Source organism: Rhodococcus sp. WMMA185 (assembly GCF_001767395.1).
Taxonomy (GTDB): Bacteria; Actinomycetota; Actinomycetes; order Mycobacteriales; family Mycobacteriaceae; genus Rhodococcus_F.
The window spans coordinates 266,574-292,099 of the sequence record NZ_CP017014.1 but is presented as its reverse complement, the minus strand read 5'-3'; the positions used below and the strand labels follow the sequence as shown (position 1 = coordinate 292,099).

Below are 25,526 nucleotides of genomic sequence, written 5' to 3'. Positions count from 1 at the left end.
TGGCAGAGTACGACATTGCGATGATTCCAACACGTGAGGCGATAAACCCGGACCGGTTGACGAATGCCCCCATCGTGTCTGTAGATTGTCTACCGGCACCTCGAGTGCCTATCGAGCACCTGGCGCCCCTCCCCCCCTGTGGGTGCCAGGTTGGTGGCGGGGAACACCCCCCCGTACCCCGCCACCCAGCTCGGCACATTCGCCCACTCGGCGGCTCGGCGGCGGAACACACCCCTCGTTCGGAGCTCCGGCCCACCCTTACATGGACCTGCGTTCGCTACATATTAGCTGCTCGCCATGCAGTGGTATCTAAACACACTAGCGACACATAAGCGACAAGAAAGCCATGCACACCCAACACTTTGGCAACATGGCTTTTCTCTGACCGCTTCCGTCACAGCCTCACCCTGTGATGTTCCGAACACTCTCCAAGGGAAACTCGTGGGCCGGAGACCGCTTATCGCTTTCCTAGCTGTAAAGGCCTGCTTCTCGAAGGACTATGAAGACGATCGTGATCGCCATCAGTGCATAGACCGTCATCATCGTCACCTTGACGGTCCACTCGCTGGTTTCCGGAAACATCTTCAGAATGGGCTTCGTATATGCGACGAGGTGGTGATCATCGTTCTGCGCGGCAACCGCGTGCGCCCTCGGAACACCAGGCGTGTTGTACGACTCCGTTGAATTCGCAATCACTGCGCACATCCTTTCTTGCGCCCCCGAACCACATCTATCGTATGCCTGTCAACTTGGATGCGGCCACAGGGAATTGATCACTCGAACCTGCGGACCCAGCGGCACGCCTAGAAGCCCGGAAGCTGGGGCAGCTCCGGCAGTGGAGGTAGCGGCGGAAGCTGCGGGAGCTCGAACTCCGGAAAGTTCGGGAAGATCGGCGGTGGCGGCGGCGGTGGCGGCGGCGGTTCCGCCGGCGGAGGAGTCCAGACCTGCGGCGCCCTCTGTACGGGTGCTTGGACAGTGGTTGTCGTCGATGTGGGCGTCGTTGTCGACGTCGGCGGTGGTGGTGGAGGTGGTGGCTGTGTGGCCATCTCCGTGACAACGGGCGGACGGGTAGTAAGAGGCGTAGCCACCGGTGACGGTGATGCGTCCTCGGTCTCGGTAGCGCCGTTGCCACCGAGGCCGACGCCGAGTCCGATGGCTCCGCCGAGCGCCAGCACGACGCCTGCGCCAGCCAGTACTGACTTTCGGATCGGCCGTTTCGCGACCTGCGAACTCGCCGGCCGCGGTGCGGGATTGAGCCAGGACGGTGCACTCGCGGGAACTGTGCCGCGTGACGCAGCATCGCTCCGCGCGTAGTGCGAGATTTCCGGTTCGAAGGGACCCGGCGCGGCCTCGTCCGGTGGGTACTGGGCTAAGGATTCTCGAGGCTCGTAGGAATCCTGAGACTCGTAGTGCTGGTAGGGCGCGTAAGGCCCGGCGGATTGGGTCGGAGTTGAGGCCACCGCGTGAGACGACTGCTGCATCTGATCCGCATGCAATGCGGCACCCCGTGCTACCACCAGCTCCGGATTGTCCGGAACGATGACAGGCAACCTGAGCCAGGACTCGAGCGCGGACCGCACGAGCGGTACCCGCGCACCGCCGCCCATCACCACCACGGCACCCGGGGCACGCCCAGACCTCGCGATCACCTCGGATACCAAGCGCGCCGATGACTCGAGAGGGAAGGCGATCAGCGAATCGAACACATCCCTCGAGAGCAACAGCAGGCCACTGTCGCCGGGCATCGCGGCGACGGTGTCTGTAGACAAGTGCTCCTTCGCCTGGCGGCAGAGGGTGTCGAGCGAGGAACTCTCGGTCGCGTCGTGCGGTGCCTCGATGCGAGCATTCTCCAATTGGTGGTCGCGGATCAGCCGGTCGAACACGTCACCACTGACGGTGTCGGTGCGCGCCGCTTCCACAACCTCGCCGGTCGCCCGGTCCACAACACTCACAGTGAGGCCGGAGCTGCCGAGGTCGTAGAACACGGCCGTCTCATGTTGCTCACCGAGCGCTCCCGACGCCTCAAGAAATGTGAGCGCAGCGAATGGCTCGGACACGAGCTCGCAATTGCCGATCTGCCAGCGGGCAATCTCGGCTTCGATGACATCTGCCTGCGCTTCGTCCCGGTAGGCGATTGCGGTTGCGCACCCCTGCTCAGCACTCGACGGGTCGGCAAGGATGGCGCTGATCGACTCGGCGGCGATCTCCTCGGGCCGTGCACCGCCGACTGGGATCGTCTTGGCTTCGAACGACGGAAGGTGATACGCGGCGCCTTCGGCAGTGGCAGCATCTGGTCGAGTCAGGCGAATTGCGCTCGCGCCGACCGACACACCTAGAACCGAACCCATGGGCCGCCCACCTTGACTCTGCGCGGGTCCGATCTGGAATCCCCCCACTCCACGACGCGCAGTCTAGCGAAAGCCACCGACGAGTCAGCGCCCGGCCGTGCGGTCGAAGTCACGTCATGAGTTGCTCGCGATGATCACTCCGGCAATACCCGTGCCCAGTGGTACGGGGGTGCAAGTCGGCGAAACTGCGTCTGCAGGATCCAGTGCGTTGAGTATCAGCTGCTGGGAGAACGGGTCGTAGGGAAGGTTGAAGTGCCCTGTCATGTCTTCGGGACACAGATCCTGGACGACAATGTTCGTTGCGCCGGGGCCCCGGAGTGCGACGTTGGTGTACGGCTGGATCACTTCGTCGTACTTGGTGCCGATCGTGATGTACTCGACACCCGGCACGGTGTCACCGCCCGCATTGAGGTCAGTGAGAAAAGGAGAACCCTGGACCTGCTCGGCCAGGGCCTCGGAACCGAAACGTTGAATCAATTCGGTGCCCCCGGGCACGGACTCGAGTGCGGTGGCCAACCCGTAGAACGTCCCACCGTAAGTGGGTGACGCCACACCGATCCACTTGTTCACGTATGCCGCTCCGCCGAGCCTGTTGATGTAGTACCGGGCGACCGTCGCACCCTGCGAGTGTGCGATCACATCGACCTTGTCCGCCCCGGTCACGGACAACACATCCGTGACGAAGTCGGCGAGTTCGGCGGACCCCTTGGTCATGGTCTCCACCCCGTACTCCTGGGTGCCCGGTTTCTGCCCGTAGTTGAGAGCAAACACGCAGTAACCGGAGTCCTTCAGTTTCGGGCTCAATCCCGCCCAGCTCTCATAGGTGCTTCCGTCGCTTCCGTGAACCAACACCACCGGGCGTGGATGCGCGGCGTCGGGGCGGCACGTGAAATCGTTGACACCGGGAGGCGCCGAGTGCGGGTGTAGTTCGGCGAACTTGATCGCGTCGCCCGCGGTCGATTGTTTCGGTGCCGGCTGGGTGGGGATCTCCATGGCATGGGCTGGGACCGAGGAGAAGAGTGCCACTCCAACCAGCAGGATCACCTGAGCCAGGTTACGAAAGCACGCCATAGTTATTCCTCCGCCTCGACAAGATATCGACGACGTTACCTGCTGCGCGTGACCACTGTTTGTCCTAACATACTTATCGGTATCGTTTCGGCAGATCGGCCTGACGCGTTCGATTCCGGCTCCCGCGCGCCCCGCGGGAGCTTCGCCACTCCAGGAAGTCGCCGCCGGCCCCACATTGGACGATGCCCCGTTGAGCCGTATCCCGTCGATCACTCCGCGGTAACCGGATCCAGGAACGGGGTGGCACGCACACCCCCACACCGGGTAGAGCGAACACGAATTCGCTCCGACCGATGCTCGAAAGCGACGGTGCCTGTGTAAACGCCGCGCAATGAGACCTTATGCTTCGCCCATGCATGTTCTCTTCGTCTGCACCGGAAATGTCTGTCGGTCTCCAACGGCCGAGCGCCTCGCAGTGGCATACGCCGAGGAACTCGGGATCACCAATCTGACAGCCGAGAGTGCGGGTACCGCCGCTGTGGCAGGGGAATCGATGGAAGCCACCGCTGCACAGGTCCTCGAGGGCTTGGGTGGCGACCCCAACGAGTTCTCAGCCCAGCCGCTCACCGCAGATCTCGCGGCGGAAGCCGATCTGGTGCTGACGATGACCGAAGATCACCGCGATCAAGTCTTGGCCCTGGCTCCGGATCAGGTGGAGAAGACGTTCACCCTCAAGGAGGCTGCCCGACTAGCCGAGGTGGCAGGCGCCAAGACGGTAGAGGATCTGGCATCGGCCCGGCCTCGTCATGAGTCGAACGGATCCCCGGAGGACATTCCGGACCCAATCGGGCAGGACGAAGAGACCTATCTGAACGTGGGATCGGAGATCGCCGATCTCCTGGGTGTGATTGCGCGGGGGGTGCGGGCCGCCTGAGTGGCTCACCCGCGCCACCCGGCTATCGGGGCAGCCCCCGATAGCCCCGTTGCGAAGTGATACGGCAACCGCCGCCGCCACCTGAAACTGGGGGCGCCTTCGGCGGACGATGCTGAGTACCCTTTGTCTGTGAGCTGGTCCGCTGAGTTTCTCCCGAGCATTGTCGGGGTGACGGTCCTGGTTGCCATCACAACCGCGGTGCTCTGGGGATTCCGAACGCCGCACTATTTCGCTCCGGCTCTCGCGGTACTCCGCGGTGCACTGCAGCTAGCCCTGATCAGCATCATCCTGTCCGGAGTGATCACGGACCCTCTGTGGGTCGCTCTCGCGCTCTTCGTCATGTTCTCGGTAGCGGCGCTGACGGCAGCGGGTCGGATCGGATGGAGCCCCTGGCACGTCGAGTTGGTGTTCACGGCGATGGCACTCGGAATCGCCGTGACGCTGACCGTCACGTTCCTGACAGGTGCGATCGAGTTCTCGTCGCGCTACGCCCTGGCCATCGGCGGAATTGTCATCGGCAACGCCATGACCACCGCAACCCTCGCGGGTCGACGTTTCATGGAGGTCACCGACGAGCGGTGGGAAACAGTGGAGGGTTGGCTAGCGCTCGGCGCCACGCCTCGCCAGGCGACGCGCCAGCTCACCCGAGTCGCGGTGCACTCATCCTTGATTCCGTCGACCGACCAGACCAAGACCACGGGATTGGTCACCCTTCCCGGGGCATTCGTCGGCGCGATCTTCGGTGGCGTATCACCGCTCGAAGCCGGCCGCTTCCAAATCGTGGTGCTAGCCGCGATCATGGCGGCCGGATCGATCACCGCTGTCGTTGTCGTCTTGGGCCTTGCCCCGGTACGCACCCGCCCCCAAGTTCCCTCATGACGTCTGCGCCCTCATGACATCTGTGCCCTCATAGCGACGGCACCCTCATGACTTCGATGCGCTCGAGGTACCTCCGGTGAGCAAAGTCTCCAAGTCGTCCTCGGTATCGAAGATGGTGTCGTCGTCGGGGTCGGCGACTTCCGATGCGGACAGCTGTAGGTCCGTCTCGGTGCACCACTCATAAGCCAGCTCCGCCAAGGGGGTACTCGCAATCGTCGACATCTAGTTGTTCCTGTCTCTGTTGTGGTATCTCGATGTGTTCTGGCCCTATCAATACTGCCGAAAATGCAGAGCCCTGCCATTCCGCCGAACAGTCCCTTTGCCGGGTGAACCGAGGGTCCCCCGATCGGACCCTCGCAGCGGCTGCCCGGGTTCCCTCGCTGAGCGGACCGATGCCACGGGTGCCAAAAGCTACGCTTACGGCACACGGTTTCTCAGCCGAAAGCAGAGACGATGCAGGTGACTCCCGCCGCCTGGGGCCTGACGATCGCCGCGATCGTCGGCCTACTGCTGTTCGACTACTTCGCTCACGTCCGCAAGGCGCACATTCCCACACTCAAGGAATCGGCGATGTGGTCGGCGCTGTACGTAAGTATCGCGATCCTGTTCGGCGTTCTGGTGTTCATCTTCGGCGGCATCGACATGGGGTCGGAGTACTTCGCGGGCTATGTGACGGAGAAGGCCCTGTCCGTGGACAACCTCTTCGTCTTTCTCATCATCATTGCCAGTTTCCGGGTGCCCCGCGAAGATCAGCAGAAGGTGCTGCTGTTCGGCATCGTCTTCTCGCTGTTCGCCAGGACCGGATTCATCTTCGTGGGCGCGACCCTCATCAATACATTCGCATGGGTCTTCTATATCTTCGGCCTGATCTTGCTGGTCACCGCCGGAAACATGCTTCGCCCGGAGACCGAAGAGGCCCATTCCGCAGACAATTTCGTCATTCGGATCGCCAAGAAATACCTGCACACCAGTGCCCACTACGACGGCGACAAACTCTTCACCATCGAGAACGGCAAACGGGTGATGACGCCGATGGTGCTGGTGATGGTCGCGATCGGCGGCACAGACTTGCTATTCGCCCTCGATTCCATCCCGGCCATCTTCGGACTCACCCAGAACGTGTTCATTGTCGTCACGGCTACCGCGTTCTCGTTGATGGGGCTCCGTCAGCTGTACTTTCTGCTCGACAACCTCCTCGACCGCCTCATTTACCTCTCGTACGGACTGTCCGCAATCCTCGCGTTCATCGGCATCAAACTGGTCTTGCACGCGCTCCACGAGAACAACCTGCCGTTCGTCAACGGCGGCGAACCCATCGATGTCATCGAGGTGAGCACAGGAGTTTCACTGACCGTCATCGTCGGAATTCTGATCGTCACGATCATCGCTTCGTTGACCAGCCGGCGTGGGAAAGCCCAGTCGGCGATCGCCGGCGCACGTCGACATGCCACCAATTACGTCGGTCTCGATTACACGGCGGACCTGGCTGAGCGCGAGGAAATCTACAGCAAGTTGCTCGCCAAGGAGCAGCAGATGAAACAGCTCGACCCGAAGTACCGGAAGATGGCAAACGGGGAGAAGGCGCTCATGGAACTGATCACCCGTGCTCACACTGAGCACGACGCGTTCTTGAACCGGTAGGCGTTCCTGAACCAGTGGTGACAGACGCCTGAATAATCCGCCCGAAGATCAGCGGCAGAAAATCATCAGCTGGAAGCTGTTAGCCCCCGTAGTGGTGAATCGCCGCGGGTGAGCCGGCCGTCGGCTGTGTCATCCCCGATCGTGTCATCCGAGATTCCGCCATCCGGGATTGGCTGAGCCGGGCGCGGACCCGTGCGGTGACCTGCCAGATCTGGGCCGTGTCATAAACGCTGATGCATGGCACTCCGAGCGACTTCGCCCGCTCGAGGGCGATCTTCTCCGACTCGGAGGCGATTCCGTCGAGGATATCTTCGGTCACGATGACGCAGAGTACGTCGCCCTCGAACTCGCTGATGGGCTCCAGTCCGTGGATCAGCGCCCATTGCCTCACCATCGCCCACCGTGACACGTCGTTGTACCGGGTTGGATTTCCAATGAACAGCACCCGGTGTGATCGGCGTGCTCGAGCGACCTCAATGTTGGTTACGTGTGACATGCAAAAGTTCCTGTCCATATTCGCGACCGTCCCGACCATACTAACGACTGGTCTGACCGGTCATAACTCACTCATTGGACAGTACCGATATCCACACATCGATCAATCCTTGCGATAGCTGAATCTTGTGTCCCCCGATCGGGGGACACAAGATTCACAGGGGAGGTGTGGCGTCGACCACATCAAGCGCCCGCGCAGCGGAACAGCGCGACCTGGCGAACCAGCCACAGTCAGCCCCGCAGTTCGTCTGTTCGCCTCCGATCAGCCGTTGTCGCCATCTCCGCTATCGGTGCCTACATCGCCGGAAACCTCAGCCGCCGGGATCTCACCGTCACTACTCCCACCGGCTGCGCCCGCACCCTCGGAGGTGTCATCACCGGTACCCTCACCGGCCGGATCGTCATCTTCCGGGCTGTCGCCCTCCGGGGCATCGCCCCCCTGGTCGTCGCCATCCGGGGCGTCACCGTCCGGCGCGTCACCCTCGGGTGCGTCATCCTCTGGGGCGTCACCTTCACCACTGCCGCCGTCCGTGCCCTCACCGTCCACATCTTCACCCTCTGGGTCTGCGCCGTCGGCGCCCTCACCCTCGAGGTTGTCGTCCACTGGTGGGGCCTCCTCGGGAGGCGGCGGTTCCGCAGCGGGAGGCGGCGGGGCAGCAGGCGGTGGGGGTGCCTGAATGTGAACCGGAGCCCGTACCTGGCCGCCCGGCGCACTCCCGCTGCCGGCCCCGGGTGCGACCGCCGGCGGTGAACCTTCCGAGAGACTCGGTGGGAGCGGCGGGAATGTCTTGGTGGCTACCGCAGTGGTCGTATCCGACGTTTCGGATGTCTGTTTCGCGCCATCGTCAGACCCACACGCGGGCAAGGCCAGGAGTGCGCAACTCGTCGCGGTCACAAGCACTCGTCTCACGAAATCTCCTTCATTCGAGTATCTAGCGATCGAAGGAAACATACAGTCCGTTTAGTCCGTTTCTGCCTTCGCGGAGATTTCTCGCCGTGTCGCTCTCGATGACCGGACAGATCCCGCACACCCGGCGAGATCGGGATTTGCGCGAGCCTCGACGGATACGGCAGCGACCGGCGGTACCGTCGAGCAGGTGATGGGACTGCCTGACGCGATCGCCGCCTGCCTGTTCGATCTCGACGGCGTGCTCACCGAGACGGCGGTTGTGCACCGGAAAGCCTGGAAGCACACATTCGATGATTTCCTGAAGCGCCGCGAGGGCCCCGGCTTCCGGCCGTTCACCGACGCGGACTATCTCGATTACGTCGACGGACGACCCCGCGCCGACGGAGTTCGCACCTTCCTCACCTCCCGGGGAATCACGCTGCCGGAGGGCGAACCCGACGATCCACCCGGCGCGGCGACAATCAATGGGATCGGGAATTCCAAGAACACGTTGCTGCTGACAGTGTTGGAGAAAGAAGGAGTGACCGCGTACTCCGGTTCCGTTCGCTACATCGACGCCGTGTACAAGGCGGGCCTGAAGATCGCCGTCGTCACGTCATCCGCGAACGGCAGGGCGGTAATCGAAGCCGCCGACCTCGGCCGCTACGTACACGTCCTCGTCGACGGCGTGGTGAGCGCCGAGAAGGGTTTCAGAGGCAAGCCGGCGCCGGACTCGTTCCTCGAGGGTGCACGCGCACTCGGCGTGAGTGCCGATCGAGCAGCAGTGTTCGAGGACGCATTGGCCGGGGTGGAGGCTGGACGTGCCGGTGCATTCGGATTCGTCGTCGGCGTCAATCGAAGCGATCAGGCGGAGGCCCTGCGCGCCCACGGCGCCGACGTAGTAGTGAACGATCTGTCCGACCTCCTGGGAGGGTGAGCATGAGCGAACTGGGTTACCAAATCTCGCCGTGGCAGCTGTGCTGGAGCGGACTGGATCTGGAGGCGCTGCGCTTCACCGAGTCCACCTTCGCACTCTCGAATGGGCACATAGGGATTCGGGGCACGTTCGAGGAAGGCGAACCACGGGGGCTGCCCGGTACCTACCTCAACGGGTACTACGAACAACGCCCCCTGCCGTACGCCGAGGCCGGCTACGGCTACCCCGAGGATGGCCAGACCGTGGTGAACGTGACCGACGGCAGCATCATCCGATTGCTGGTGGCAGATGAGCCGCTGGACATGCGGTACGGGAGCGCAACGGCTCACGAGAGAGTCCTCGACTTCCGTTCCGGCACTCTGCGCCGCACCACCGACTGGACCTCCCCGACCGGCAGGAAGGTTCGGATCCGTTCGGAACGTCTGGTGTCGTTTACCTCGCGCGCCATCGCGGCCATCCGCTACGAAGTCGAGCCACTCGATGACGATATCGAGCTCGTCTTGCAATCCGACCTGCTCGCCAACGAGCGCCTACCGGTTCGGACGGACGACCCCCGTGTCGCGGCCGCACTGCACCATCCGCTGGTCGCCGATTTCGCCGCCTCCCACGACTTCAGAGCTGTTCTCGCCCACCACACGCGGGCCTCGGGGCTGCGAATGGCTGCGGGGATGGACCATGAGATCGAACTTCCCACCAATGGCCGATGCAGCATCGAGACCGAAGAGGATCTCGCGCGGCTCACCGTGGCGGTCAACGTACCGAAAGGTCAACGTCTGAAGATGACGAAGTTCCTGGCCTACGGCTGGTCGGCGCATCGGTCGACACCGGCGCTGCGGGGACAGGTCGAAGGTGCGCTTGCCGGAGCACTCGAAATCGGCTGGGCCACACTGCTACGCCGCCAACGCGAGTATCTCGACCTCTTCTGGGAAACCGCAGACATCGAGATCGCCGGTGATGCGGAACTGCAGCAAGCTGTCCGGTTCGGACTCTTCCACGTGCTTCAGGCGGGTGCGCGCGGAGAGACTCGAGCGATCTCCGCAAAGGGCCTGACCGGGCCCGGCTACGACGGACACGCGTTCTGGGACACCGAGGCATTCGTCCTTCCCCTGCTCACCTATACCGTGCCGGACTCGGCAAGAGATGCGCTGCGTTGGCGACACTCGACTCTCGACAAAGCGAAGAATCGTGCCGCACAGCTGGGTCAGGCAGGCGCAGTGTTCCCGTGGCGGTCGATCAACGGCGATGAATGCTCCGGATACTGGCCCGCGGGAACAGCCGCTTTCCACGTCGGCGCAGCCGTGGCTGCCGCCACCTCCCGATATCTCGCGGCCACAGGGGACGAGGAGTTCGAATCCGAGTGCGGTGCAACATTGCTCATAGAGACTGCACGTCTTTGGACTTCCCTCGGCCACCACAACTCACGGGGCGAATTCCGGATCGACGGCGTTACCGGACCCGACGAGTACACGGCCGTCGCCGACAACAACGTCTACACCAATTTGATGGCACAGAAGAATATGCACGATGCAGCCGCCGTCTGCGAGCGCAGGCCTGATCTCGCGCGTGAACACGGCGTGGACGACGAGGAATCGTCTCGGTGGCGCGATGCGGGTGCGCGGATGCGTATTCCGTTCGACGAGGCCCTCGGAGTGCATCAGCAGTCCGAGGGCTTTACTCATCACGCCGAGTGGGATTTCGAAGGCACCCCACCCGAGAACTATCCCCTACTGCTCAACTATCCGTATTTCGATCTCTATCGAAAGCAGGTGGTGAAGCAGGCCGACCTGGTGCTGGCGATGTATTTTCGCGGCGACGCCTTCACCGATGAGCAGAAGATGGCCAATTTCGCCTACTACGAGGCCCTCACAGTGCGCGATTCCTCCCTGTCGGCTTGCGCGCAGTCCGTAATGGCCGCAGAGGTCGGCCAGCTTCAACTCGCCTACGACTACCTCGCCGAGGCGGCACTGACCGATCTCCACGACCTACACTCCAACGTCGAGAACGGATTGCATATCGCCTCGCTGGCAGGGACTTGGATGGCTTGTGTCGCCGGCTTCGGCGGAATGCGCGACCATGGCGGCAATATCACGTTCGCACCCCGGATACCTCCGCAACTGGCCAACATGAACTTCCGGATGACCGTGCGGGGCAGTCAAATCCATGTCGACATCCGCGCGAACTCCGCAACGTACCGGCTGAGATCCGGTCGCCCGGTCAAGCTCGCCCATCACGGAAAAACGTTCACTCTGGGTTCCTCCCCCGTGACGAAACCGATTCCGGAGCTGCCGACCATTCCGCCCGTGCGCCAGCCGTACGGACGGGCACCCGTACGGCGTGGAGGCAGCTGAGCTCCCAGACTGCCGCGCCTAGTCCGGGGGAAACGTAATTACCGGGACGAGCCGCCGGCGAGCCCGGACAGTTCGGATGCCGTCGTCACCAGGCTGGGAGCGAGCTCTTCCATGCGCGCACCGACGAACCACTCATTCACGAGAGTGGCCAGAATGCGGTGAACGGCACTCTTGGGCAGGTCGACGACCTCGGCGATGCGGGCGAGCGGTAGCCCGTTGACCTTATCGCGGAACGGTGTTCCACTCTTGAAGACTGTTCCAGTTCGGTGAACTCTGGAGGCGGTGTGAACATGCGAACCACTATCACTGGGGGTGCTGGATTCCTGGGGGTACTGCGGGCGCGCCGAGCACGAGCATGAGTGCCGCCGAGGAAGACACCGTCTTGGGCGGCGAAGACGACCGATACCTTTCCGATTCCAAGCGGACATCGGTCCGCACCCCCGCCGAAGTCCGTCGGGTCGCCTTTGCCGGCGGCATCGGCACCCTCATCGAGTATTACGATTTCGCGCTCTACGGCTATGTGTCCACGATCATCGCGCCGCTGTTCTTCCCCTCCGATGATCCGATCACGTCACTACTAGCGGTATTGGCCGTGTTCGCTGTGTCCTATGTGGTCCGTCCGATCGGCGGGGTCTTCTTCGGCTGGGTCGGCGACCAGTATGGGCGCCGAAGAGCTCTGCTGGTCACGGTAATCGGAATCGGTTTGGCGAACACGGCTATCGGACTCCTACCGACCTATGCGGTGGCCGGTGTGCTGGCACCGATCCTGCTGGTGTGCATCCGCTTCCTGCAGGGCTTCTTCGCCGGCGGAGAGGTGGGCGGCGCCGCGACGGTGATCGCGGAGGCCGCCCCACCGGGCCAGCGGGCGCGGTACGGGGCATTTACCCCGATGGGCACCAACGGAGGCTTTGCGATCGCGGCTGCGGCCGTCGGGATCGTGTCCGGCGTCCTCGCCACCGACCAGCTGAACACCTGGGGCTGGCGTATTCCGTTCCTCGTGGGGCTGCCGCTGACCATCGTCTGCTACCTCGCACGCCGCACGCTGCCGGACATCGACAAGAACATCTCACTCGGCAGACACGGGTTCCCGCTGCTCTCTACGCTGCAGTCCCACCCCAAGTCGCTGTTGCAGGCCACCGCACTGGGCATTGGTGTTCAGGGTGCGGCCTACATCGGATCCACATTCGTCAGCATCTACCTCGTCACCAACCTGCACTACGCGAGGTCGCCGGTGTACTGGATCACCGCCGCCGTCACACTCGTGGCTGTGGGCCTCATGCCGTTCACCGGGCGCCTCGCTGACCGGATCGGCACGCTGAAGGTGGCGACAATCGGGCTCGTAGGGTACGCGGCCGTAACCTACCCCGCGTTTTTACTCATGGGCGTCGGCAGCCTCGCACTCGCCGCCCTCGGTTACGTCCTGATCATGGTGAACATGGCATTCCTGCAGGTCGCGTCTTTCACTGTGACACCGCAGCTCTTTCCCCAGGAGGTCCGATACACCGGCACCGCGCTGGCCACCAACCTCTCCGTCGTGATCGCCGGCGGCACCGCACCATACGTCGCCACCTGGCTCGTCCAGCAGACGAATGACCTGCGCTCGCCGTACTACTTCGTCGCGGTGACGTGCATCATCGGCCTGATCGCCGTGGCAACAATGCAGAAGCAGAGCCATGTCAGCTCAGCAGACTGACCAATACCGCCACCTCCACATAGAGCAAGCCTCTTCTCTGTCAACGACTGAGCCAGCACTGTCGACCCATCTAAACTCTGTGGTTCCGGCCCGGTAACCGGTGGAAGGAGGACCCGTGACGGGTCTGCTGGTAACCGTCGATGACTTGGCGAGCACGCTCGACAGCAATGCTCCACCGATCCTTCTCGATGTCCGTTGGGCGCTCGGCGATACCCAGGGCCGGCAGCACTATCTAGACGAACACATTCCCGGTGCGGTCTTCGTCGATCTCGAAACCGAGCTGTCTGCGCACGGGGTACCGGCGCTCGGGCGGCATCCGCTTCCGACGGTCGCAGACCTCCAGAACGCCGCCAGGCGTTGGGGCGTCCGATCCGACACCCGGGTCGTGGCATACGACGCCTCGGCCAACCTTGCCGCGGCCCGGGCATGGTGGCTGCTGCGTTGGGCTGGAGTTGCCGAGGTGGCAATGCTCGACGGTGGGCTCGACGCGTGGACGTCGGCGGGCTACGCCACCCGGTCCGGTGACGAACACCCCCAGTCCCGCGGTGACGTCGTGCTCAGCGCGGGTCACCTCCCCACGCTGACGGCGGATGATGCCGCGATACTCGGCGCCGATGGCGTGCTCCTCGACGCCCGAGCCGCCGAACGCTATTCGGGAGATGTCGAGCCAATCGATCCGCGTGCCGGACACATTCCCGGCGCCCGCAGCGCCCCCACCTCCGAGAACCTCGACCACGACGGGCGGTTCCTTCCCGTCGAGGCACTTCGCCGACGCTTCGCAGCTCTTGGGGTAGGGCGGGACGCCGCGGTCGGTGTGTATTGCGGGTCTGGGGTGACAGCGGCGCATCAAGTCGCCGCTCTCGCCCTGGCCGGTGTCGATGCAGCCCTGTACCCGGGGTCGTGGTCACAGTGGTCGTCCGATCCGAACCGCCCGGTGGCCGTCGGCCCATCGACTGCACTGTCGTAAGAAGACGTTTCCCCGTCGGTGCCTGTGACATATTCGACAGTCCCTAAATATCATTGCTTACGCTAACTATGTATATAGTGGCTGGTGATCAAGAAGCCTCACCTAGGGTTTTGCGAGCGATTGGAATACAAGACATTGACTGAAACGCAGATACGGCCAACCACCGCCAAACCGGGAAGCATGACCCACCGTCAGATCCTCGAGACCCTGGTCGGCTTGCTCGCCGCGCTGTTCACCGCACTGTTGAGCAGCACCATCGTCTCCACTGCTCTACCTACGATCATCGCCGACCTCGAGGGCACACAGACCGCGTTCGCCTGGGTCATCACGACGGCGCTACTTGCCAATGCCGCCTCCACCCCCATATGGGGCAAACTCGCCGACCTGTTCAACAAGAAGGTCCTCGTTCAGAGCGCGATTGTGATCTTCGTCATCGGCTCGATCATCGCGGGCTTCGCCCCCAATGTCTCGGTTCTGCTCGCCGCACGCGTCGTCCAGGGCATCGGCATGGGCGGCTTGACCGCCCTCGTCGTCGCCATTATCGGAAGCATCGTCTCGCCACGGGAGCGCGGCCGCTATTCCGGCTACACAGGTGCTGTCATGGCGGTGTCGATGTCAGGCGGTCCCATCCTGGGCGGTGTCGTCGTCGACAGCCCGCTCGGATGGCGTTGGTGCTTCTTCGTTTGCATTCCTCTCGCCGTCATTGCGCTCATCCTCCTACAGCGCACCCTGCACATCACCACCGAGAAGAAGCGTGACGTCTCGATCGACTGGCTCGGCGCAGCACTGCTCACAGCAGGTGTGTCGATCCTGCTGATCTGGGTCTCTTTCGCAGGCAAGGACGGCTACTACGCATGGCTCTCCCGCGAGACCGCGGTTTATGTGGGGGCCGGAATCACATTGCTGCTGGCTACCGTGATCGTCGAGTCCAGGGCGTCCTCGCCCATCATCCCGCTGAAGATCGTCACCGAGAAAACCACCGGGCTGGCGATCCTCGCCTCGATCGCCGTCGGCGTCGGAATGTTCGGGGCCACCACGTTCCTGGGCCAGTACTTCCAGACGTCGCGTGGATACACCCCCACCGTGGCCGGTATGCTCACCACTCCCATGGTCGCAGGCATGCTCATTTCCTCCGTCGGATCAGGACAGCTGATCACTCGCTTCGGCAAGTGGAAGCCGTTCGTGATCAGCGGCGCCGTGCTCCTGATCATCGGATTCAGCTTCCTCGGCACCATCGACCACGCAACCAGCCTGGTGCTGGTCGGCATCTTCATCGCAGTCGTCGGTCTGGGCATCGGCATGCTGATGCAGAATCTGGTGCTCGCGGTGCAAAACACCGTCAGCGTCCAAGACATCGGTGCGGCGTCGAGTTCGGTCTCCTTCTTCCGGACCTTCGGTGGCGCGATCGGCGTCTCGGTTCTCGGTTCCGTGCTGGCCACCCGCGTTTCCGATCTGTCCGCGCAGGGCTTCGCCGAACTCGGCCTCCCGGCGGGTTCGAGCAGTGGGGGCGACAGCCTGAATCTGGCGTCTCTGCCTACACCGGTGCAGGACGTCGTCCGCGCTGCGTACGGTGACGCGACAGGCCGCATCTTCCTGATCGCCGCCGCTGCCGCAGCCGTCACCTTGATCGCGGCCGTCCTGCTGCCCAACCGGCCACTACGGCGAACGGTCGACGTCTCGAGCGAGCACGAGGCCGCTCTAGAACCCGATAACAAGGAGGCGGTCGACGAGGCGGAGATGATCCTCGACGAGGTGTGCCGCCTGCGCGATGATCTTGCTGCCGGTCTCATCGAACTCGACGCAGTCTCGGATCGGCTCCGCGAACTGGGACTGAGCGACGAGCAAACCGCCGCGGTACTCGACCCAGTCACGCGATCGGAATCGGTGTGCTCCTCCGCGCAATGACAACGGTGCGCCCATCCGCACGATGAGATGACCCAACTTCGCGACGCCGCCGGTCGGCCCACGCACTCTCCCGTGCGTGGGCCGACCGGCGGCATGTTCGCTCAGCTGACCAGGTTCACCCTCGTGGGCACCGCGAGCAACGTGCTCTATGCGGTCGCGTTCTTCATGCTCGACGTGTACGGGTTGTTCGTGGCCAACCTGGTTGGGGTGGTGCTCAGTTCGATGTTGGCCAACGAACTTCACAGACGCCACACCTTCCACGCCACCGACCGCGTCCGATGGTTCGTCGCCCAGTGGGAGGGTGGCACGCTCGCCGTGATCGGCCTCGGCATCACCTCACTCGCGCTCTTGCTCCTCCAGCTACTCCTGCCCGATGCCGACGGACTCACGCAAGCCGCCCTCGTCATCGCCGTCACTACCGCAGTCGGCGGGCTGAGATTCTTCGCGCTTCGCGGATGGGTATTCGCGCGCTGAGCCGTTCGGCACTTCGCGCGCCGCGATTCCCGTCGGGTGGGCTCGGTATGCTCCGGCCATGTCTATCGCGCAGCGCCTGGGCGAAGACTTCGTCACACGCGCTGAACCCTACCGACGCGAGCTACTCGCTCATTGCTATCGGATGATGGGTTCGCTTCACGACGCCGAGGACCAGATGCAGGAGACCCTCATCCGGGCCTGGCGCGGATACGACGGCTACCAGCAGCAGGCATCCCTGCGGACGTGGCTGCACAAGATTGCCACCAACACGTGCCTGACGGCCCTGCAGAACAAGTCCAAGCGCCCGCTACCCACCGGGCTCGGGTCTCCCGATTCCGATCCAACGGCCGGACTCGTCGAGCGTCACGATATTCCGTGGCTCGGTCCGCTACCCAACCGTCTCATCGACGACGCCGGGGACCCAGCCGCTGTTGTCGCCTCGCGCGAGTCGGTGAGGTTGGCATTCATCGCGGCGCTACAGCATCTTTCGGCACGCCAACGCGCCGTAGTCGTCCTCCGAGACGTACTGCAGTGGAAGGCGTCCGAGGTCGCCGACACGTTGGGCACCACCACGACCGCCGTCAACAGTCTGCTCCAGCGTGCCCGCGCCCAACTCGACTTGGCCGCACCCTCCGCCGACACCCTTCTCGAGCCGGGCTCCGCGGAGGAGCGCGCTCTCCTCGACCGCTACGTGGCCGCCTTCGAGGACTACGACATCGACGCGATTGTCGATCTCTTCACCACGGACGCCATCTGGGAGATGCCACCATTCGACGGTTGGTACCGCGGTGCCGATTCCATCGGTACCCTCATCCGCACCAACTGCCCGGCCAGCGGTCCGGGCGACATGCTGCTGGTCCCGACGTCGGCCAACGGACAGCCCGCCGTCGGCCTGTATATGCGCGACGAGAACGGCGCGCATCAGCCGTTCCAGATACACGTCATCGACGCCACCGTCGCCGGGGTCTGCCACGTCGTCTGCTTCTTCGATACCGATCTGTTCGGGAAGTTCGGACTGCCGCCGTCCCCGCCGACGTGACCTCTACGCCGGCGCGGACGGATCCATCCACATGACCTCCCAGACGTGGCCGTCGAGATCACGGAACGCACGCAAGTACATGAAGCCCTCGTCCTGAAGCTTGCCCCACGCCGCACCACCCGACGCAAGCGCCCTGTCGACCAGCGCATCCACCTCTTCGCGGCTGTCGGCGGAGAGACAAGTCAAGGTCTCGACGGATGTCGAGGTGTCGCAAATATCGTCTTCGATGAAATCCTTGAACCGCGATTCCACGAGGAGCATCACCCACGTGAGTTCGTTGACCACCATGGCGGTACAGGAATCATCACTGAACGTGGCGTTGAACTCGAACCCGAGGTCGCCGAAGAATCTCCGGGCCGCGTCGAGGTCCTTGACTGGCAGATTGACAAAGAGCATTCGGCTCATGTTCACGTCTCCTTCTCTGGTTCCACCCGCTGTGGGCGGTCAGAGAGATAGACCCGAACAGACCCGATAACTCATCGGTGGTCTAGCCGACGATTCTCCTCAGCCCTCGGCCAGGTCGAGGAACGAGCCGACCATCTTGCGCCCGACCGCCTCCACCTCGTCCAGGTGCTCTCCCGAAGGCACTGCCCCCTCGGGCATCTCGGCCTGCAGCATCGGCAGTTGGGCGCGGGTCAACTCCGCATGGAACTGGAACCCGTATGCCAGACGGCCGATCGTGAATGCCTGATTCTCGTACATCTTGCTCGACGCCAGCCGCACGGCACCGACCGGAAGGTCGAACGAATCCTGGTGCCAGTGGATAGCGGGTAGATCGGATCCCACCGAACCGACTACTGGATCTCGTGCCCCGTCTTCTGTCACCGTCACGCGCCCCGCACCGGTCTCCAGGCGACCCCGAAAGAGTTCACTCCCGAACGCAGTTGCGAGAAGTTGCGCACCGAGACAGATCCCGATCATCGGAAGTCCTGCATCCACGGTCTCTTTGATGAGGTTTCGCTCACGCGGAAGATGCGCATACGGGAAATCCTCCCTGTCATGGAGCGGTCCGCCCATGACTGCAAGCCCACCGATGTCGGTGATCGACGGAAGATCCGGGGACTCGTACAGCGGATACTCGATGTAGGGGATACCCCGCTCATCCAGGAGCGCGCCGACCAATGCGGGTCCTGCGACCGGCACGTGTTTGACGACTGCCCACGGCTTGTTCACCACACCATTCATACCAGGCAGCGATACCTTCGGCTTTGGGCGAAGTAGCAAAGCTCACCACCGGAACAGCGAATCGGGCGACCGTCCAGTGGCAAGCTGTTCCTGGTTCCTGTAAAAACACCTGCGTCGCTTTTTCGTGATTTGTCCTATATCTATTTGGTTGTCCCCAGGTGGTTTCCGGCAAATCGGAGTATCACCGCGTTCAGTCACCTCCAACCCCCAGGACCAACTCCCGCACAATCCGGGAGGGCAGTCTCCGGGATAGAAAGGGCTCCAGAATGCTGCTTCCCATGTCCCCGGTCGACTCGATGTTCCTCATCGCCGAGTCGCGCGACCACCCCATGCACGTCGGCAGTCTGGAGATATTCCAGCCGCCGGAGGGTGTGGACGCTCTAGAAATCTTCGCCATGCTCGACCGTGCGGTGACCGAAGGTGACGGACTCCTCCCGCCTCAACTCACCAAGCGAGCTCGTCGGTCCCTGACTTCGTTGGGCCAGTGGGGTTGGGAGACTGTGGATGTCGACCTCGGCCACCACGTCCGACACGACGCCCTACCCGCCCCCGGCGGTGAGGCCGAGCTGATGGCCCTTTGCTCGCGATTGCACGGGTCGCTACTCGACCGCAATCGTCCCCTCTGGGAGATGCACCTGATCGAAGGGCTGAGCGACGGGCGCTTCGCCATCTACGCCAAGATTCACCACGCCGTCACCGACGGTGTCAATTCCATGAAGATGATCCGGCGCGCGCTCAGCGACGATGCCGAAGAGCGGAACATGCCGCCCATGTGGGAGCAGCGCGACCGAAGGTCGGGGTCGGCGCCATCGAAGGACACCGGTGCGCCGACCACATCCGACTCTGCACTGCGCGCCGCGCGCGACGCCGTCGGCGAGGTCGCCGGTCTCGTGCCCGCACTCGCCGGCACCGTAACGCGCGCGTTGCGCAATCAGGGGGGACCGCTCACCCTGTCTGCACCGAAGACCCCCTTCAATGTTCCGATCACAGGCGCCCGCCAATTCGCCTCGCAGATATGGTCTCTCGAACGTCTCCGCCTCGTTGCCAAGCTGTCCGACTCCACCATCAACGACGTCGTTCTCGCCATGTCCTCGGGAGCACTCCGCAGCTACCTTCAGGACCGAGGCGCACTCCCCACCGACCCACTGATCGCGATGGTCCCGGTGGCTCTCGCAAGTCAGGGCGAGGAGTCGGGTGGTAACAACGTCGGCGTGCTCATGTGCAATCTCGGCACCCACCTTGCCGAACCGGCGGACCGTCTCGCGACCATCCGCACGTCCATGCGCGAGGGCAAGGAGGCGTATGACGCGAAGACCACCACACAGATCCTCGCAATGAGCGCACTCGGCACCGCGGGCCTCGCCGCGAATATCGTTCTCGGGCAGACCCCGTGGTTGCGACCGCCGTTCAACCTCATCATCTCCAACGTGCCCGGCCCCAGCTCGCAGCTGTACTGGAACGGTGCGCGCCTCGAGGCCCTCCATTCGCTATCGGCACCCGTCAACGGACAAGGGCTCAACATCACCTGCACGAGCAATGACGACGAGATCTCGTTCGGCGTCATCGGGTGCCGCGACGCGGTGCCGGACCTCAAGTCGATCCCGAGCAGGCTGGGACACGAATTGCATGCCCTCGAAAGGACTCTCGGTATCTGACCTCTTCGCTGGGATTACGGGTGCAGGCGAATTTCGGTGTTCGTCTGCACCCGTTCCCGCATGGAGACATGACCTACTGGCGCGGGCCACCTCCGCCGGTTGCGCAGATCGGTGAGCCATTCGTCACGGACGACGGACACATCGGCCACGCCGAGCTGCGCCTGCAGACAGGGATGATCTACCTCGCCGAGGAGTTCCCGCAGATGGGGCTGACGGCACCAGAGTCCGGCGCAACGTCTGTGACCATGGTGCTGCCCGTCGACGACACCGACGCGGTGCTCGAGCGGGCCCACGACGCCGGGGGCACCGTCGAGCGCGGGAGCTCGGAGAACTTCGGCCGACGGACGGCGACGCTCACCGACCCCTTCGGACACCGCTGGATTTTGTCGGGCCCCACGAAAAAGGAACCAGCCAACTAGGGTCGTTCCCGCGAGCGAAACTCACCCGAAGCGTTGGATGATCGCATCCGCTATTCGGTCGGGGGCATCCTCCTGGATGTAGTGCTTGGCTTCGGGTAACTCGACCAGGACGTGATTGGGGAAGGCCGCCTGCACACGCGGCATCATGGTCTTGGGCTTGAACGCGAAATCCTTCATGCCCCACACGATCAGAGCCGGCTTCGTGCCGAGTCGCGCCGGCACGTCCCTGGAGAGCCTCTCGAGCATCGGGCGGGCCGCCAGAATCTGCTTGGGCATCTCCGCCACACCCCTGCGCGCCTCCCGCGAGGGTTGCACGCCGCGGTAGTGCGCCATCTCGTCGGGCGTCAACGACCTCGCGGTCCCCACCGGTACGAGACGTTCGACGAAGAAGTTGTTGTTCAGGATCGCGCGTTGCATGGGGGCACTCGACATCACCCTGCTGAACAGCTTCATCGTCGGGCTGCCGGCGGGCCAGAACCATGTGTTGCCCAATACGACACCGCGCACCCGATCGGCCCGGGCAGTATCGACCGCCATGCTGATCGGACCTCCCCAGTCCTGGCCAAACGACACGAACCCGTCGAGTCCGAGGTGGTCGACCAGGGTGCCGACGACGTATGCGTGTTCCTCGATGGTGTACCCGAACGCATCAGGATGATCCGACAATCCGAAACCGAGATAGTCGACAGCGATGCACCGGAATCGATCCCGCAGCCTGGTGATGATGTTGCGGTAGAGGAAACTCCATGTCGGGTTGCCGTGGCAGAACAGGATCGGCGGGCCTTCGCCCTCGTCGATGTAGTGCATTCGTCCGTGTGGGCTGTCGAACCAGCGGGAGGCGAACGGATACAACTCAGAGTCCGGTGTGAAGTCGATCCTCATCAAACCCCCGCTTCCCATTGCTTGGAACCCACGAGTCTCACTTGGAATCTACGAGTCCGAACGGTCGGCTCAGCCCCAGCTTGCGAATCGGCCAACCGCGACGAAGACGGCCAGCAACAACAGCACGATGTTCACCGGAAGCACCTGGAGTTCCTTGCGCCGGACGTGGAAGACTATTGCCCCCACCTGAACGATCGCCAGTCCGACTGCGGCCAGCGGAGTCAAGACCTCCGCAATTCCCGTGGCCTGAGGAAGGATCAAACCGATCGCACCGAGAAGTTCGGCCGTACCGAGCGCGCGGATCGAACTGGGGGAGAAATCTTTGGCCCAGCCCATATTCGGGTTCTCGGTGAGCTTCTTGTACGGCACTGCCACCTTCATCAGACCGGCAGCGAGATACACGACGGCCAGGACTACGGCGACGACCCACAGGGCGATGTTCACGGCTCCTCCTCAGGTCTGCTCGGGTTTGAGCTGACGAACCGATTATCCCCTACAAGCGTGGGGAATTGGGAGAAATCACAACGGCGCGCCTAGTCCTTATGGCTGCGGCACGAACCAGGCTACTTCCCGCGAAGAACTTGCGTGGACCGGGAAGCATGCGCGGTTGCTCGGGGGTTTCGTTTGCAGCACCGCGCCGCGCGTGCATCAGAATGCAAAGGAGTGAATCATGGCGACATACGCAGCAAAAAATGCGTCAGAGCACAGTGTTTCAGTTCTTGCGAGATCCACCCGAACCGCTGCAATCGGGGCAGTAGCCGGGATCGGGGCATCGTTGGCGATGGCGATGTACGCCATGATCGCAGCCGCGACGTATCAGAATTCTGGGTTCTTCACCCCGCTCTATCACATCGCGTCCACGCTGATCGCCCCGGACGCGATGATGACTTCGATGGAACGTGCCATGTCCGGCAGCAACTTCTACTTCACGTTGGGGCCTGCCATAGTCGGCGCGGTGATTCACATGACGGTCGGTGCCGCTTATGGAGTGATCCTGGCTCTCATCGCACGCGCCGCCAAACTGCATGGAGCCGGACTCATCGCCGCAGGGGCGGTCTACGGGCTTATCGTCTTTGCCGTGAGCACCTGGATCGGGCTGCCTCTGGCCGCCGCGATCTTCTCCGCCGGAGACCCGATCTCGAACATGGCCTCGATGGTCGGATACCCGACCTTCATCACCGAGCACGTCCTGTTCGGCTTGGTCGTCGCAGCAATTCTGCTCCCTGCTGCCCGCAGAAACTGGGGTCGCAGCTGACAACAGCCAGTCCGGAGGAGGGCTACCTCGACCTCACCTCTGGGCGAAGTTGAGGTACGCCTTCGACGGTGTCGGCCCCCGCTGCCCCTGGTACTTGGAGCCGACGGCGGAACTTCCGTACGGGTGCTCCGCCGCGCTCGACAGCCGGAGCAAGCACAGCTGGCCGATCTTCATGCCAGGCCAGAGCGTGATGGGCAGGTTCGCGACGTTCGAGAGTTCCAGAGTGATGTGCCCGCTGAAGCCCGGATCGATGAAGCCGGCCGTCGAATGCGTCAGCAATCCGAGACGTCCGAGTGATGACTTCCCCTCGAGCCGTCCCGCCAGGTCGTCGGGCAGCGAACACACCTCGAGGGTCGAGCCGAGCACGAACTCGCCGGGGTGCAGGACGAACGGCTCTCCCTCTGTCGGCTCGACCAGCGTCGTCAGCTCGTCCTGCCGCTGAGCGGGGTCGATATGCGTGTATCGGGTGTTGTTGAACACGCGGAACAGGCTGTCGAGACGGACATCCACGCTCGACGGCTGAACCATCGAATCATCGAACGGGTCGATGGCCAGACGTCCAGCGGAAATTTCGGCACGGAGGTCGCGATCGGAGAGAAGCACAGATAGAGGCTATCGGGTGGGGGTGAGCATCGGGAGCAGCAGTCGCCGCGGGTGTCCTGAGGCCTCCCCGACCAGGCCCGAGAGGCCATCAGCAGACTCAACCGGTCCCCGTTCGGCCAGTACGCGCTACGCCCCGGAGTGGCGTCGACGCCCCTAGATCACGATCTGATAATGTTTTCGGCGCAGGGTGTCGGGCCTGCCATTGGGCGCCCGGTATCGTGCACGCCGATGTAGTTCAATGGCAGAACATCAGCTTCCCAAGCTGAGAACGCGGGTTCGATTCCCGTCATCGGCTCTCTTGAAGGCCCCGGCTAGCGTGTTTCGCCGCCGGGGCCTTCGTCGTCCTTCCGGTAGCCAGTACCTCCGCGGTACCTCCAGCATGTCAGGGCCCCTCACTACGCTCCGCGCTATGAACACTGCCGTCTACCTGGCCAGTGGGCGCGTACTGGCCAAGGTGTTTGGTGCCGAACTGCAACTCGAAGCCGTCTTTGGTGGCGTCCTTGGGGGTTCACATCACGCAGGCGTTGTTGATCAGGAACTCGATGCGTGGTCGGTTGGCGCGCAGCTCGTCGGCAACTGCATGGATGTTGTCCAGTGACGTCAAGTCGTCCCGCTGCAGCGGGACGACCGCGTCCGGACTGGCTATCTTGATGCGATCGACCGCTTGCTTGCCCTTGACTAGGTTGCGCACCGCCAGCACGACGGGGCACCCTTGGCTGCGAGAACGGCGGCGGCCCCGTAGCCGATGCGGGTGTTGGAGCTGGTGATGTTGGCGACCCGGCCGGATCGATCGGGAAATCGGCTGCGGTCCACTTCATTTGCGCACTCGCTTCTTTAATGCGATTCGGTGGTGACCGCGTCGTCAAGGTCGGAGGGCACCCTGACGCCGAGATAGCAGCACGTGGATCGCACTGCCTCCCTGACGAATTCGTCCGTCGTGCGCTGTCCCATACGTGTTGGCATCGGTGGGTCGAAAAGTCGCGCGGACAGCATGGTGGCGAGCTGTTCAAGCACAAACGCGATGGCAAGTTCGGGGTCGGGATGGCTGATCTCGTCGCGGCGGGCCAACAGAAGATCACGAACGCCCTGGTCGAGCTGGTCGAGTAGCTCGCGGTTGCGCTCGGCCACCACCGGGTCATGCTGGGCGGCCCGAAAAGCGGCGCGTTTGAAATCGGGCCGCCCTGGATCGGCTTCGAGGGAGAAACCGATGTAACCCTGCAAGATGTCACCGATACCAGCGCCTTGCCAGCGGACCGGATCCACTGCGGCGCGGGTGGTGGCATCCAGCGCCTGGGCATACCGGTCGAACAGCGCGCGCAGGATCGCTGTCTTGTCGCGAAAGTGGTGATAGATCGCGCCGACCGAGGAATTCGCGGCCGTGGCGATGTCGGTGATCGTGGTGGTTTCCACACCTCGCTCGGCGAACAGCGACTCGGCGGCATCAAGAAGATCATCCTGCGTACGTTGGCTGCGGCCTTGCTGGCTGACTCGGATCCAATGCAAATCGGAAATCCACCGTTGCTCACCCATGCGTTTACCCCCCGCCGGTCACGTCGGGGCCGGAATCAGGCCGTGCAAGCGTCGCGATGTTGATCCCTCCATCCCATTGACAATCAGAATAAGAATTCGTATTCTGATTGTCAAGGCTGAAGTCCTCACCCAACCGTTTGGCAGAACCACGAACCCCGAGCTACCAAACCCAGCCCCAACCGCTGATGAACACAGCAATGAACGACAACACCGCCCCCGGCATCCAGATCACGGAGCTGGTCGCCTGCGGGCTTGCGTTTCCGGAGCGCACCCAATCCTCAAACGTCCCGACAGAGTCGGTCTCGACTACGGGCATGCTTTCCTTCCCGCCCGCGATGGGCGGTTGCCCACTGATCCAAGCGCGTGGTGGCGCGCCTCGGCAGTGGCTCGGTGCGCTTGGCGACTGCCGCACTGGACTTCCAGCCTCAGCTGCATAG

Annotated in this window: 25 protein-coding genes, 1 tRNA gene and 2 pseudogenes; 14 read left to right on the top strand and 14 right to left on the bottom strand. The window is 63.2% G+C overall.

The features are described from left to right. Window positions 1-468 precede the first annotated feature (468 nt). The 3 genes from BFN03_RS01160 to BFN03_RS01150 form a co-directional block, all read right to left on the bottom strand. Window positions 469-705, bottom strand: a complete 237-nt coding sequence (locus BFN03_RS01160) for a hypothetical protein (RefSeq protein ID WP_232320393.1) — start codon at window positions 703-705, stop codon at window positions 469-471. Window positions 706-803: 98 nt separating this feature from the next. Next, window positions 804-2,348 (bottom strand): Hsp70 family protein, encoded by a 1,545-nt coding sequence (locus BFN03_RS20895; protein WP_070377467.1) that lies wholly within the window; start codon window positions 2,346-2,348, stop codon window positions 804-806. 114 nt (window positions 2,349-2,462) lie between these two features. Then, window positions 2,463-3,341: an esterase/lipase family protein gene (locus tag BFN03_RS01150; RefSeq protein ID WP_442971895.1), complete on the bottom strand. Its 879-nt coding sequence runs from the start codon at window positions 3,339-3,341 to the stop codon at window positions 2,463-2,465. Window positions 3,342-3,771: 430 nt separating this feature from the next. Here BFN03_RS01150 and BFN03_RS01145 point away from each other — a divergent pair, with 430 nt between their 5' ends. Both BFN03_RS01145 and BFN03_RS01140 read left to right on the top strand, forming a co-directional pair. Further along, window positions 3,772-4,293 carry an arsenate reductase/protein-tyrosine-phosphatase family protein gene (locus BFN03_RS01145; RefSeq protein ID WP_070377465.1) on the top strand — a complete coding sequence of 174 codons (522 nt, stop codon included), beginning with the start codon at window positions 3,772-3,774 and terminating at the stop codon, window positions 4,291-4,293. A gap of 129 nt (window positions 4,294-4,422) precedes the next feature. Beyond that, window positions 4,423-5,172 carry an ABC transporter permease gene (locus tag BFN03_RS01140; protein ID WP_070377464.1) on the top strand — a complete coding sequence of 250 codons (750 nt, stop codon included), beginning with the start codon at window positions 4,423-4,425 and terminating at the stop codon, window positions 5,170-5,172. Between the two features lie 45 nt (window positions 5,173-5,217). On the opposite strand, the gene BFN03_RS20360 is transcribed toward BFN03_RS01140, so the two are convergent. Next, window positions 5,218-5,394 carry a hypothetical protein gene (locus tag BFN03_RS20360; RefSeq protein WP_157109539.1) on the bottom strand — a complete coding sequence of 59 codons (177 nt, stop codon included), beginning with the start codon at window positions 5,392-5,394 and terminating at the stop codon, window positions 5,218-5,220. Between the two features lie 231 nt (window positions 5,395-5,625). On the opposite strand from BFN03_RS20360, the gene BFN03_RS01135 reads away from it, so the two are divergent. Continuing rightward, window positions 5,626-6,813 (top strand): TerC family protein, encoded by a 1,188-nt coding sequence (locus BFN03_RS01135; RefSeq protein WP_070377463.1) that lies wholly within the window; start codon window positions 5,626-5,628, stop codon window positions 6,811-6,813. 79 nt (window positions 6,814-6,892) lie between these two features. Here BFN03_RS01135 and BFN03_RS01130 read toward each other — a convergent pair whose 3' ends face one another. Both BFN03_RS01130 and BFN03_RS20545 read right to left on the bottom strand, forming a co-directional pair. Further along, complete coding sequence (locus BFN03_RS01130; protein ID WP_070380500.1) at window positions 6,893-7,309, bottom strand: hypothetical protein; 417 nt, start codon at window positions 7,307-7,309, stop codon at window positions 6,893-6,895. A gap of 261 nt (window positions 7,310-7,570) precedes the next feature. Beyond that, entirely contained in the window at window positions 7,571-8,218 is a 648-nt protein-coding gene (locus BFN03_RS20545; protein ID WP_198163338.1) for a chromosome condensation regulator RCC1, read from the bottom strand. A gap of 190 nt (window positions 8,219-8,408) precedes the next feature. Here BFN03_RS20545 and BFN03_RS01120 point away from each other — a divergent pair, with 190 nt between their 5' ends. Beyond that, a complete protein-coding gene (locus BFN03_RS01120) occupies window positions 8,409-9,134 on the top strand; it encodes an HAD family hydrolase (RefSeq protein WP_070377461.1) in 726 nt (241 codons plus the stop codon). 2 nt (window positions 9,135-9,136) lie between these two features. Then, window positions 9,137-11,482: a glycoside hydrolase family 65 protein gene (locus BFN03_RS01115; protein WP_070377460.1), complete on the top strand. Its 2,346-nt coding sequence runs from the start codon at window positions 9,137-9,139 to the stop codon at window positions 11,480-11,482. A 143-nt stretch (window positions 11,483-11,625) separates the two neighbouring features. On the opposite strand, the pseudogene BFN03_RS20975 reads toward BFN03_RS01115, so the two are convergent. Beyond that, window positions 11,626-11,910 (bottom strand): annotated as a pseudogene (locus BFN03_RS20975) (helix-turn-helix domain-containing protein); the annotation flags it as partial. On the opposite strand from BFN03_RS20975, the gene BFN03_RS01110 reads away from it, so the two are divergent. The 5 genes from BFN03_RS01110 to BFN03_RS01090 all read left to right on the top strand — a co-directional run bounded on the left by BFN03_RS01110 (window position 11,838) and on the right by BFN03_RS01090 (window position 17,560). Beyond that, window positions 11,838-13,175 carry an MFS transporter gene (locus tag BFN03_RS01110; RefSeq protein WP_070377459.1) on the top strand — a complete coding sequence of 446 codons (1,338 nt, stop codon included), beginning with the start codon at window positions 11,838-11,840 and terminating at the stop codon, window positions 13,173-13,175. The pseudogene BFN03_RS20975 and the gene BFN03_RS01110 sit on opposite strands and share 73 nt — an antisense overlap. A gap of 127 nt (window positions 13,176-13,302) precedes the next feature. Further along, complete coding sequence (locus BFN03_RS01105; protein ID WP_070380499.1) at window positions 13,303-14,142, top strand: sulfurtransferase; 840 nt, start codon at window positions 13,303-13,305, stop codon at window positions 14,140-14,142. Between the two features lie 180 nt (window positions 14,143-14,322). Beyond that, window positions 14,323-16,047 (top strand): MDR family MFS transporter, encoded by a 1,725-nt coding sequence (locus tag BFN03_RS01100; RefSeq protein WP_070377458.1) that lies wholly within the window; start codon window positions 14,323-14,325, stop codon window positions 16,045-16,047. 27 nt (window positions 16,048-16,074) lie between these two features. After that, window positions 16,075-16,521, top strand: coding sequence for a GtrA family protein (locus tag BFN03_RS01095; RefSeq protein WP_070377457.1), 447 nt, complete (start codon window positions 16,075-16,077; stop codon window positions 16,519-16,521). 58 nt (window positions 16,522-16,579) lie between these two features. Beyond that, the gene (locus BFN03_RS01090) at window positions 16,580-17,560 is read left to right on the top strand and encodes a sigma-70 family RNA polymerase sigma factor (RefSeq protein ID WP_070377456.1); all 981 of its coding nucleotides are present in this window, start codon (window positions 16,580-16,582) and stop codon (window positions 17,558-17,560) included. 3 nt (window positions 17,561-17,563) lie between these two features. Here BFN03_RS01090 and BFN03_RS01085 read toward each other — a convergent pair whose 3' ends face one another. Together BFN03_RS01085 and BFN03_RS01080 are read right to left on the bottom strand one after the other, a co-directional pair. Next, complete coding sequence (locus BFN03_RS01085) at window positions 17,564-17,965, bottom strand: VOC family protein (protein ID WP_070380498.1); 402 nt, start codon at window positions 17,963-17,965, stop codon at window positions 17,564-17,566. A gap of 99 nt (window positions 17,966-18,064) precedes the next feature. Next, window positions 18,065-18,745: a type 1 glutamine amidotransferase gene (locus BFN03_RS01080; protein ID WP_232320391.1), complete on the bottom strand. Its 681-nt coding sequence runs from the start codon at window positions 18,743-18,745 to the stop codon at window positions 18,065-18,067. 266 nt (window positions 18,746-19,011) lie between these two features. On the opposite strand from BFN03_RS01080, the gene BFN03_RS01075 reads away from it, so the two are divergent. Together BFN03_RS01075 and BFN03_RS01070 are read left to right on the top strand one after the other, a co-directional pair. After that, entirely contained in the window at window positions 19,012-20,400 is a 1,389-nt protein-coding gene (locus BFN03_RS01075; RefSeq protein WP_070377455.1) for a WS/DGAT/MGAT family O-acyltransferase, read from the top strand. Between the two features lie 68 nt (window positions 20,401-20,468). Then, window positions 20,469-20,819, top strand: coding sequence for a VOC family protein (locus BFN03_RS01070; protein ID WP_070380496.1), 351 nt, complete (start codon window positions 20,469-20,471; stop codon window positions 20,817-20,819). A 21-nt stretch (window positions 20,820-20,840) separates the two neighbouring features. On the opposite strand, the gene BFN03_RS01065 is transcribed toward BFN03_RS01070, so the two are convergent. Next, window positions 20,841-21,701 (bottom strand): haloalkane dehalogenase, encoded by an 861-nt coding sequence (locus BFN03_RS01065; RefSeq protein ID WP_070380495.1) that lies wholly within the window; start codon window positions 21,699-21,701, stop codon window positions 20,841-20,843. 69 nt (window positions 21,702-21,770) lie between these two features. Next, window positions 21,771-22,145, bottom strand: coding sequence for a DoxX family protein (locus BFN03_RS01060; protein ID WP_070377454.1), 375 nt, complete (start codon window positions 22,143-22,145; stop codon window positions 21,771-21,773). A gap of 226 nt (window positions 22,146-22,371) precedes the next feature. Here BFN03_RS01060 and BFN03_RS01055 point away from each other — a divergent pair, with 226 nt between their 5' ends. Next, window positions 22,372-22,956, top strand: a complete 585-nt coding sequence (locus tag BFN03_RS01055) for a hypothetical protein (protein WP_232320389.1) — start codon at window positions 22,372-22,374, stop codon at window positions 22,954-22,956. Window positions 22,957-22,989: 33 nt separating this feature from the next. Here BFN03_RS01055 and dcd read toward each other — a convergent pair whose 3' ends face one another. Beyond that, window positions 22,990-23,559, bottom strand: a complete 570-nt coding sequence (dcd, locus tag BFN03_RS01050; RefSeq protein WP_070377453.1) for a dCTP deaminase — start codon at window positions 23,557-23,559, stop codon at window positions 22,990-22,992. Between the two features lie 224 nt (window positions 23,560-23,783). Between dcd and BFN03_RS01045 the strand changes: the two genes are divergently transcribed. After that, window positions 23,784-23,854 (top strand) — tRNA-Gly (locus tag BFN03_RS01045). Between the two features lie 129 nt (window positions 23,855-23,983). On the opposite strand, the pseudogene BFN03_RS20720 reads toward BFN03_RS01045, so the two are convergent. Next, window positions 23,984-24,377 (bottom strand): annotated as a pseudogene (locus BFN03_RS20720) (SDR family NAD(P)-dependent oxidoreductase); the annotation flags it as partial. A 16-nt stretch (window positions 24,378-24,393) separates the two neighbouring features. Further along, window positions 24,394-25,089 carry a TetR/AcrR family transcriptional regulator gene (locus tag BFN03_RS01035; RefSeq protein WP_070377451.1) on the bottom strand — a complete coding sequence of 232 codons (696 nt, stop codon included), beginning with the start codon at window positions 25,087-25,089 and terminating at the stop codon, window positions 24,394-24,396. Window positions 25,090-25,526: the final 437 nt, after the last annotated feature.

Coding starts and splice junctions, on each gene's coding strand:
- BFN03_RS01160 (WP_232320393.1), bottom strand. CDS start 705: ATGTGCGCAGTGATTGCGAATTCAACGGAGTCGTACAACACGCCTGGT.
- BFN03_RS20895 (WP_070377467.1), bottom strand. CDS start 2,348: ATGGGTTCGGTTCTAGGTGTGTCGGTCGGCGCGAGCGCAATTCGCCTG.
- BFN03_RS01150 (WP_442971895.1), bottom strand. CDS start 3,341: ATGGAGATCCCCACCCAGCCGGCACCGAAACAATCGACCGCGGGCGAC.
- BFN03_RS01145 (WP_070377465.1), top strand. CDS start 3,772: ATGCATGTTCTCTTCGTCTGCACCGGAAATGTCTGTCGGTCTCCAACG.
- BFN03_RS20360 (WP_157109539.1), bottom strand. CDS start 5,394: ATGTCGACGATTGCGAGTACCCCCTTGGCGGAGCTGGCTTATGAGTGG.
- BFN03_RS01135 (WP_070377463.1), top strand. CDS start 5,626: ATGCAGGTGACTCCCGCCGCCTGGGGCCTGACGATCGCCGCGATCGTC.
- BFN03_RS01130 (WP_070380500.1), bottom strand. CDS start 7,309: ATGTCACACGTAACCAACATTGAGGTCGCTCGAGCACGCCGATCACAC.
- BFN03_RS01120 (WP_070377461.1), top strand. CDS start 8,409: ATGGGACTGCCTGACGCGATCGCCGCCTGCCTGTTCGATCTCGACGGC.
- BFN03_RS01115 (WP_070377460.1), top strand. CDS start 9,137: ATGAGCGAACTGGGTTACCAAATCTCGCCGTGGCAGCTGTGCTGGAGC.
- BFN03_RS01110 (WP_070377459.1), top strand. CDS start 11,838: ATGAGTGCCGCCGAGGAAGACACCGTCTTGGGCGGCGAAGACGACCGA.
- BFN03_RS01100 (WP_070377458.1), top strand. CDS start 14,323: ATGACCCACCGTCAGATCCTCGAGACCCTGGTCGGCTTGCTCGCCGCG.
- BFN03_RS01095 (WP_070377457.1), top strand. CDS start 16,075: ATGACCCAACTTCGCGACGCCGCCGGTCGGCCCACGCACTCTCCCGTG.
- BFN03_RS01090 (WP_070377456.1), top strand. CDS start 16,580: ATGTCTATCGCGCAGCGCCTGGGCGAAGACTTCGTCACACGCGCTGAA.
- BFN03_RS01085 (WP_070380498.1), bottom strand. CDS start 17,965: ATGAGCCGAATGCTCTTTGTCAATCTGCCAGTCAAGGACCTCGACGCG.
- BFN03_RS01080 (WP_232320391.1), bottom strand. CDS start 18,745: ATGAATGGTGTGGTGAACAAGCCGTGGGCAGTCGTCAAACACGTGCCG.
- BFN03_RS01075 (WP_070377455.1), top strand. CDS start 19,012: ATGCTGCTTCCCATGTCCCCGGTCGACTCGATGTTCCTCATCGCCGAG.
- BFN03_RS01070 (WP_070380496.1), top strand. CDS start 20,469: ATGACCTACTGGCGCGGGCCACCTCCGCCGGTTGCGCAGATCGGTGAG.
- BFN03_RS01065 (WP_070380495.1), bottom strand. CDS start 21,701: ATGAGGATCGACTTCACACCGGACTCTGAGTTGTATCCGTTCGCCTCC.
- BFN03_RS01055 (WP_232320389.1), top strand. CDS start 22,372: ATGGCGACATACGCAGCAAAAAATGCGTCAGAGCACAGTGTTTCAGTT.
- BFN03_RS01035 (WP_070377451.1), bottom strand. CDS start 25,089: ATGGGTGAGCAACGGTGGATTTCCGATTTGCATTGGATCCGAGTCAGC.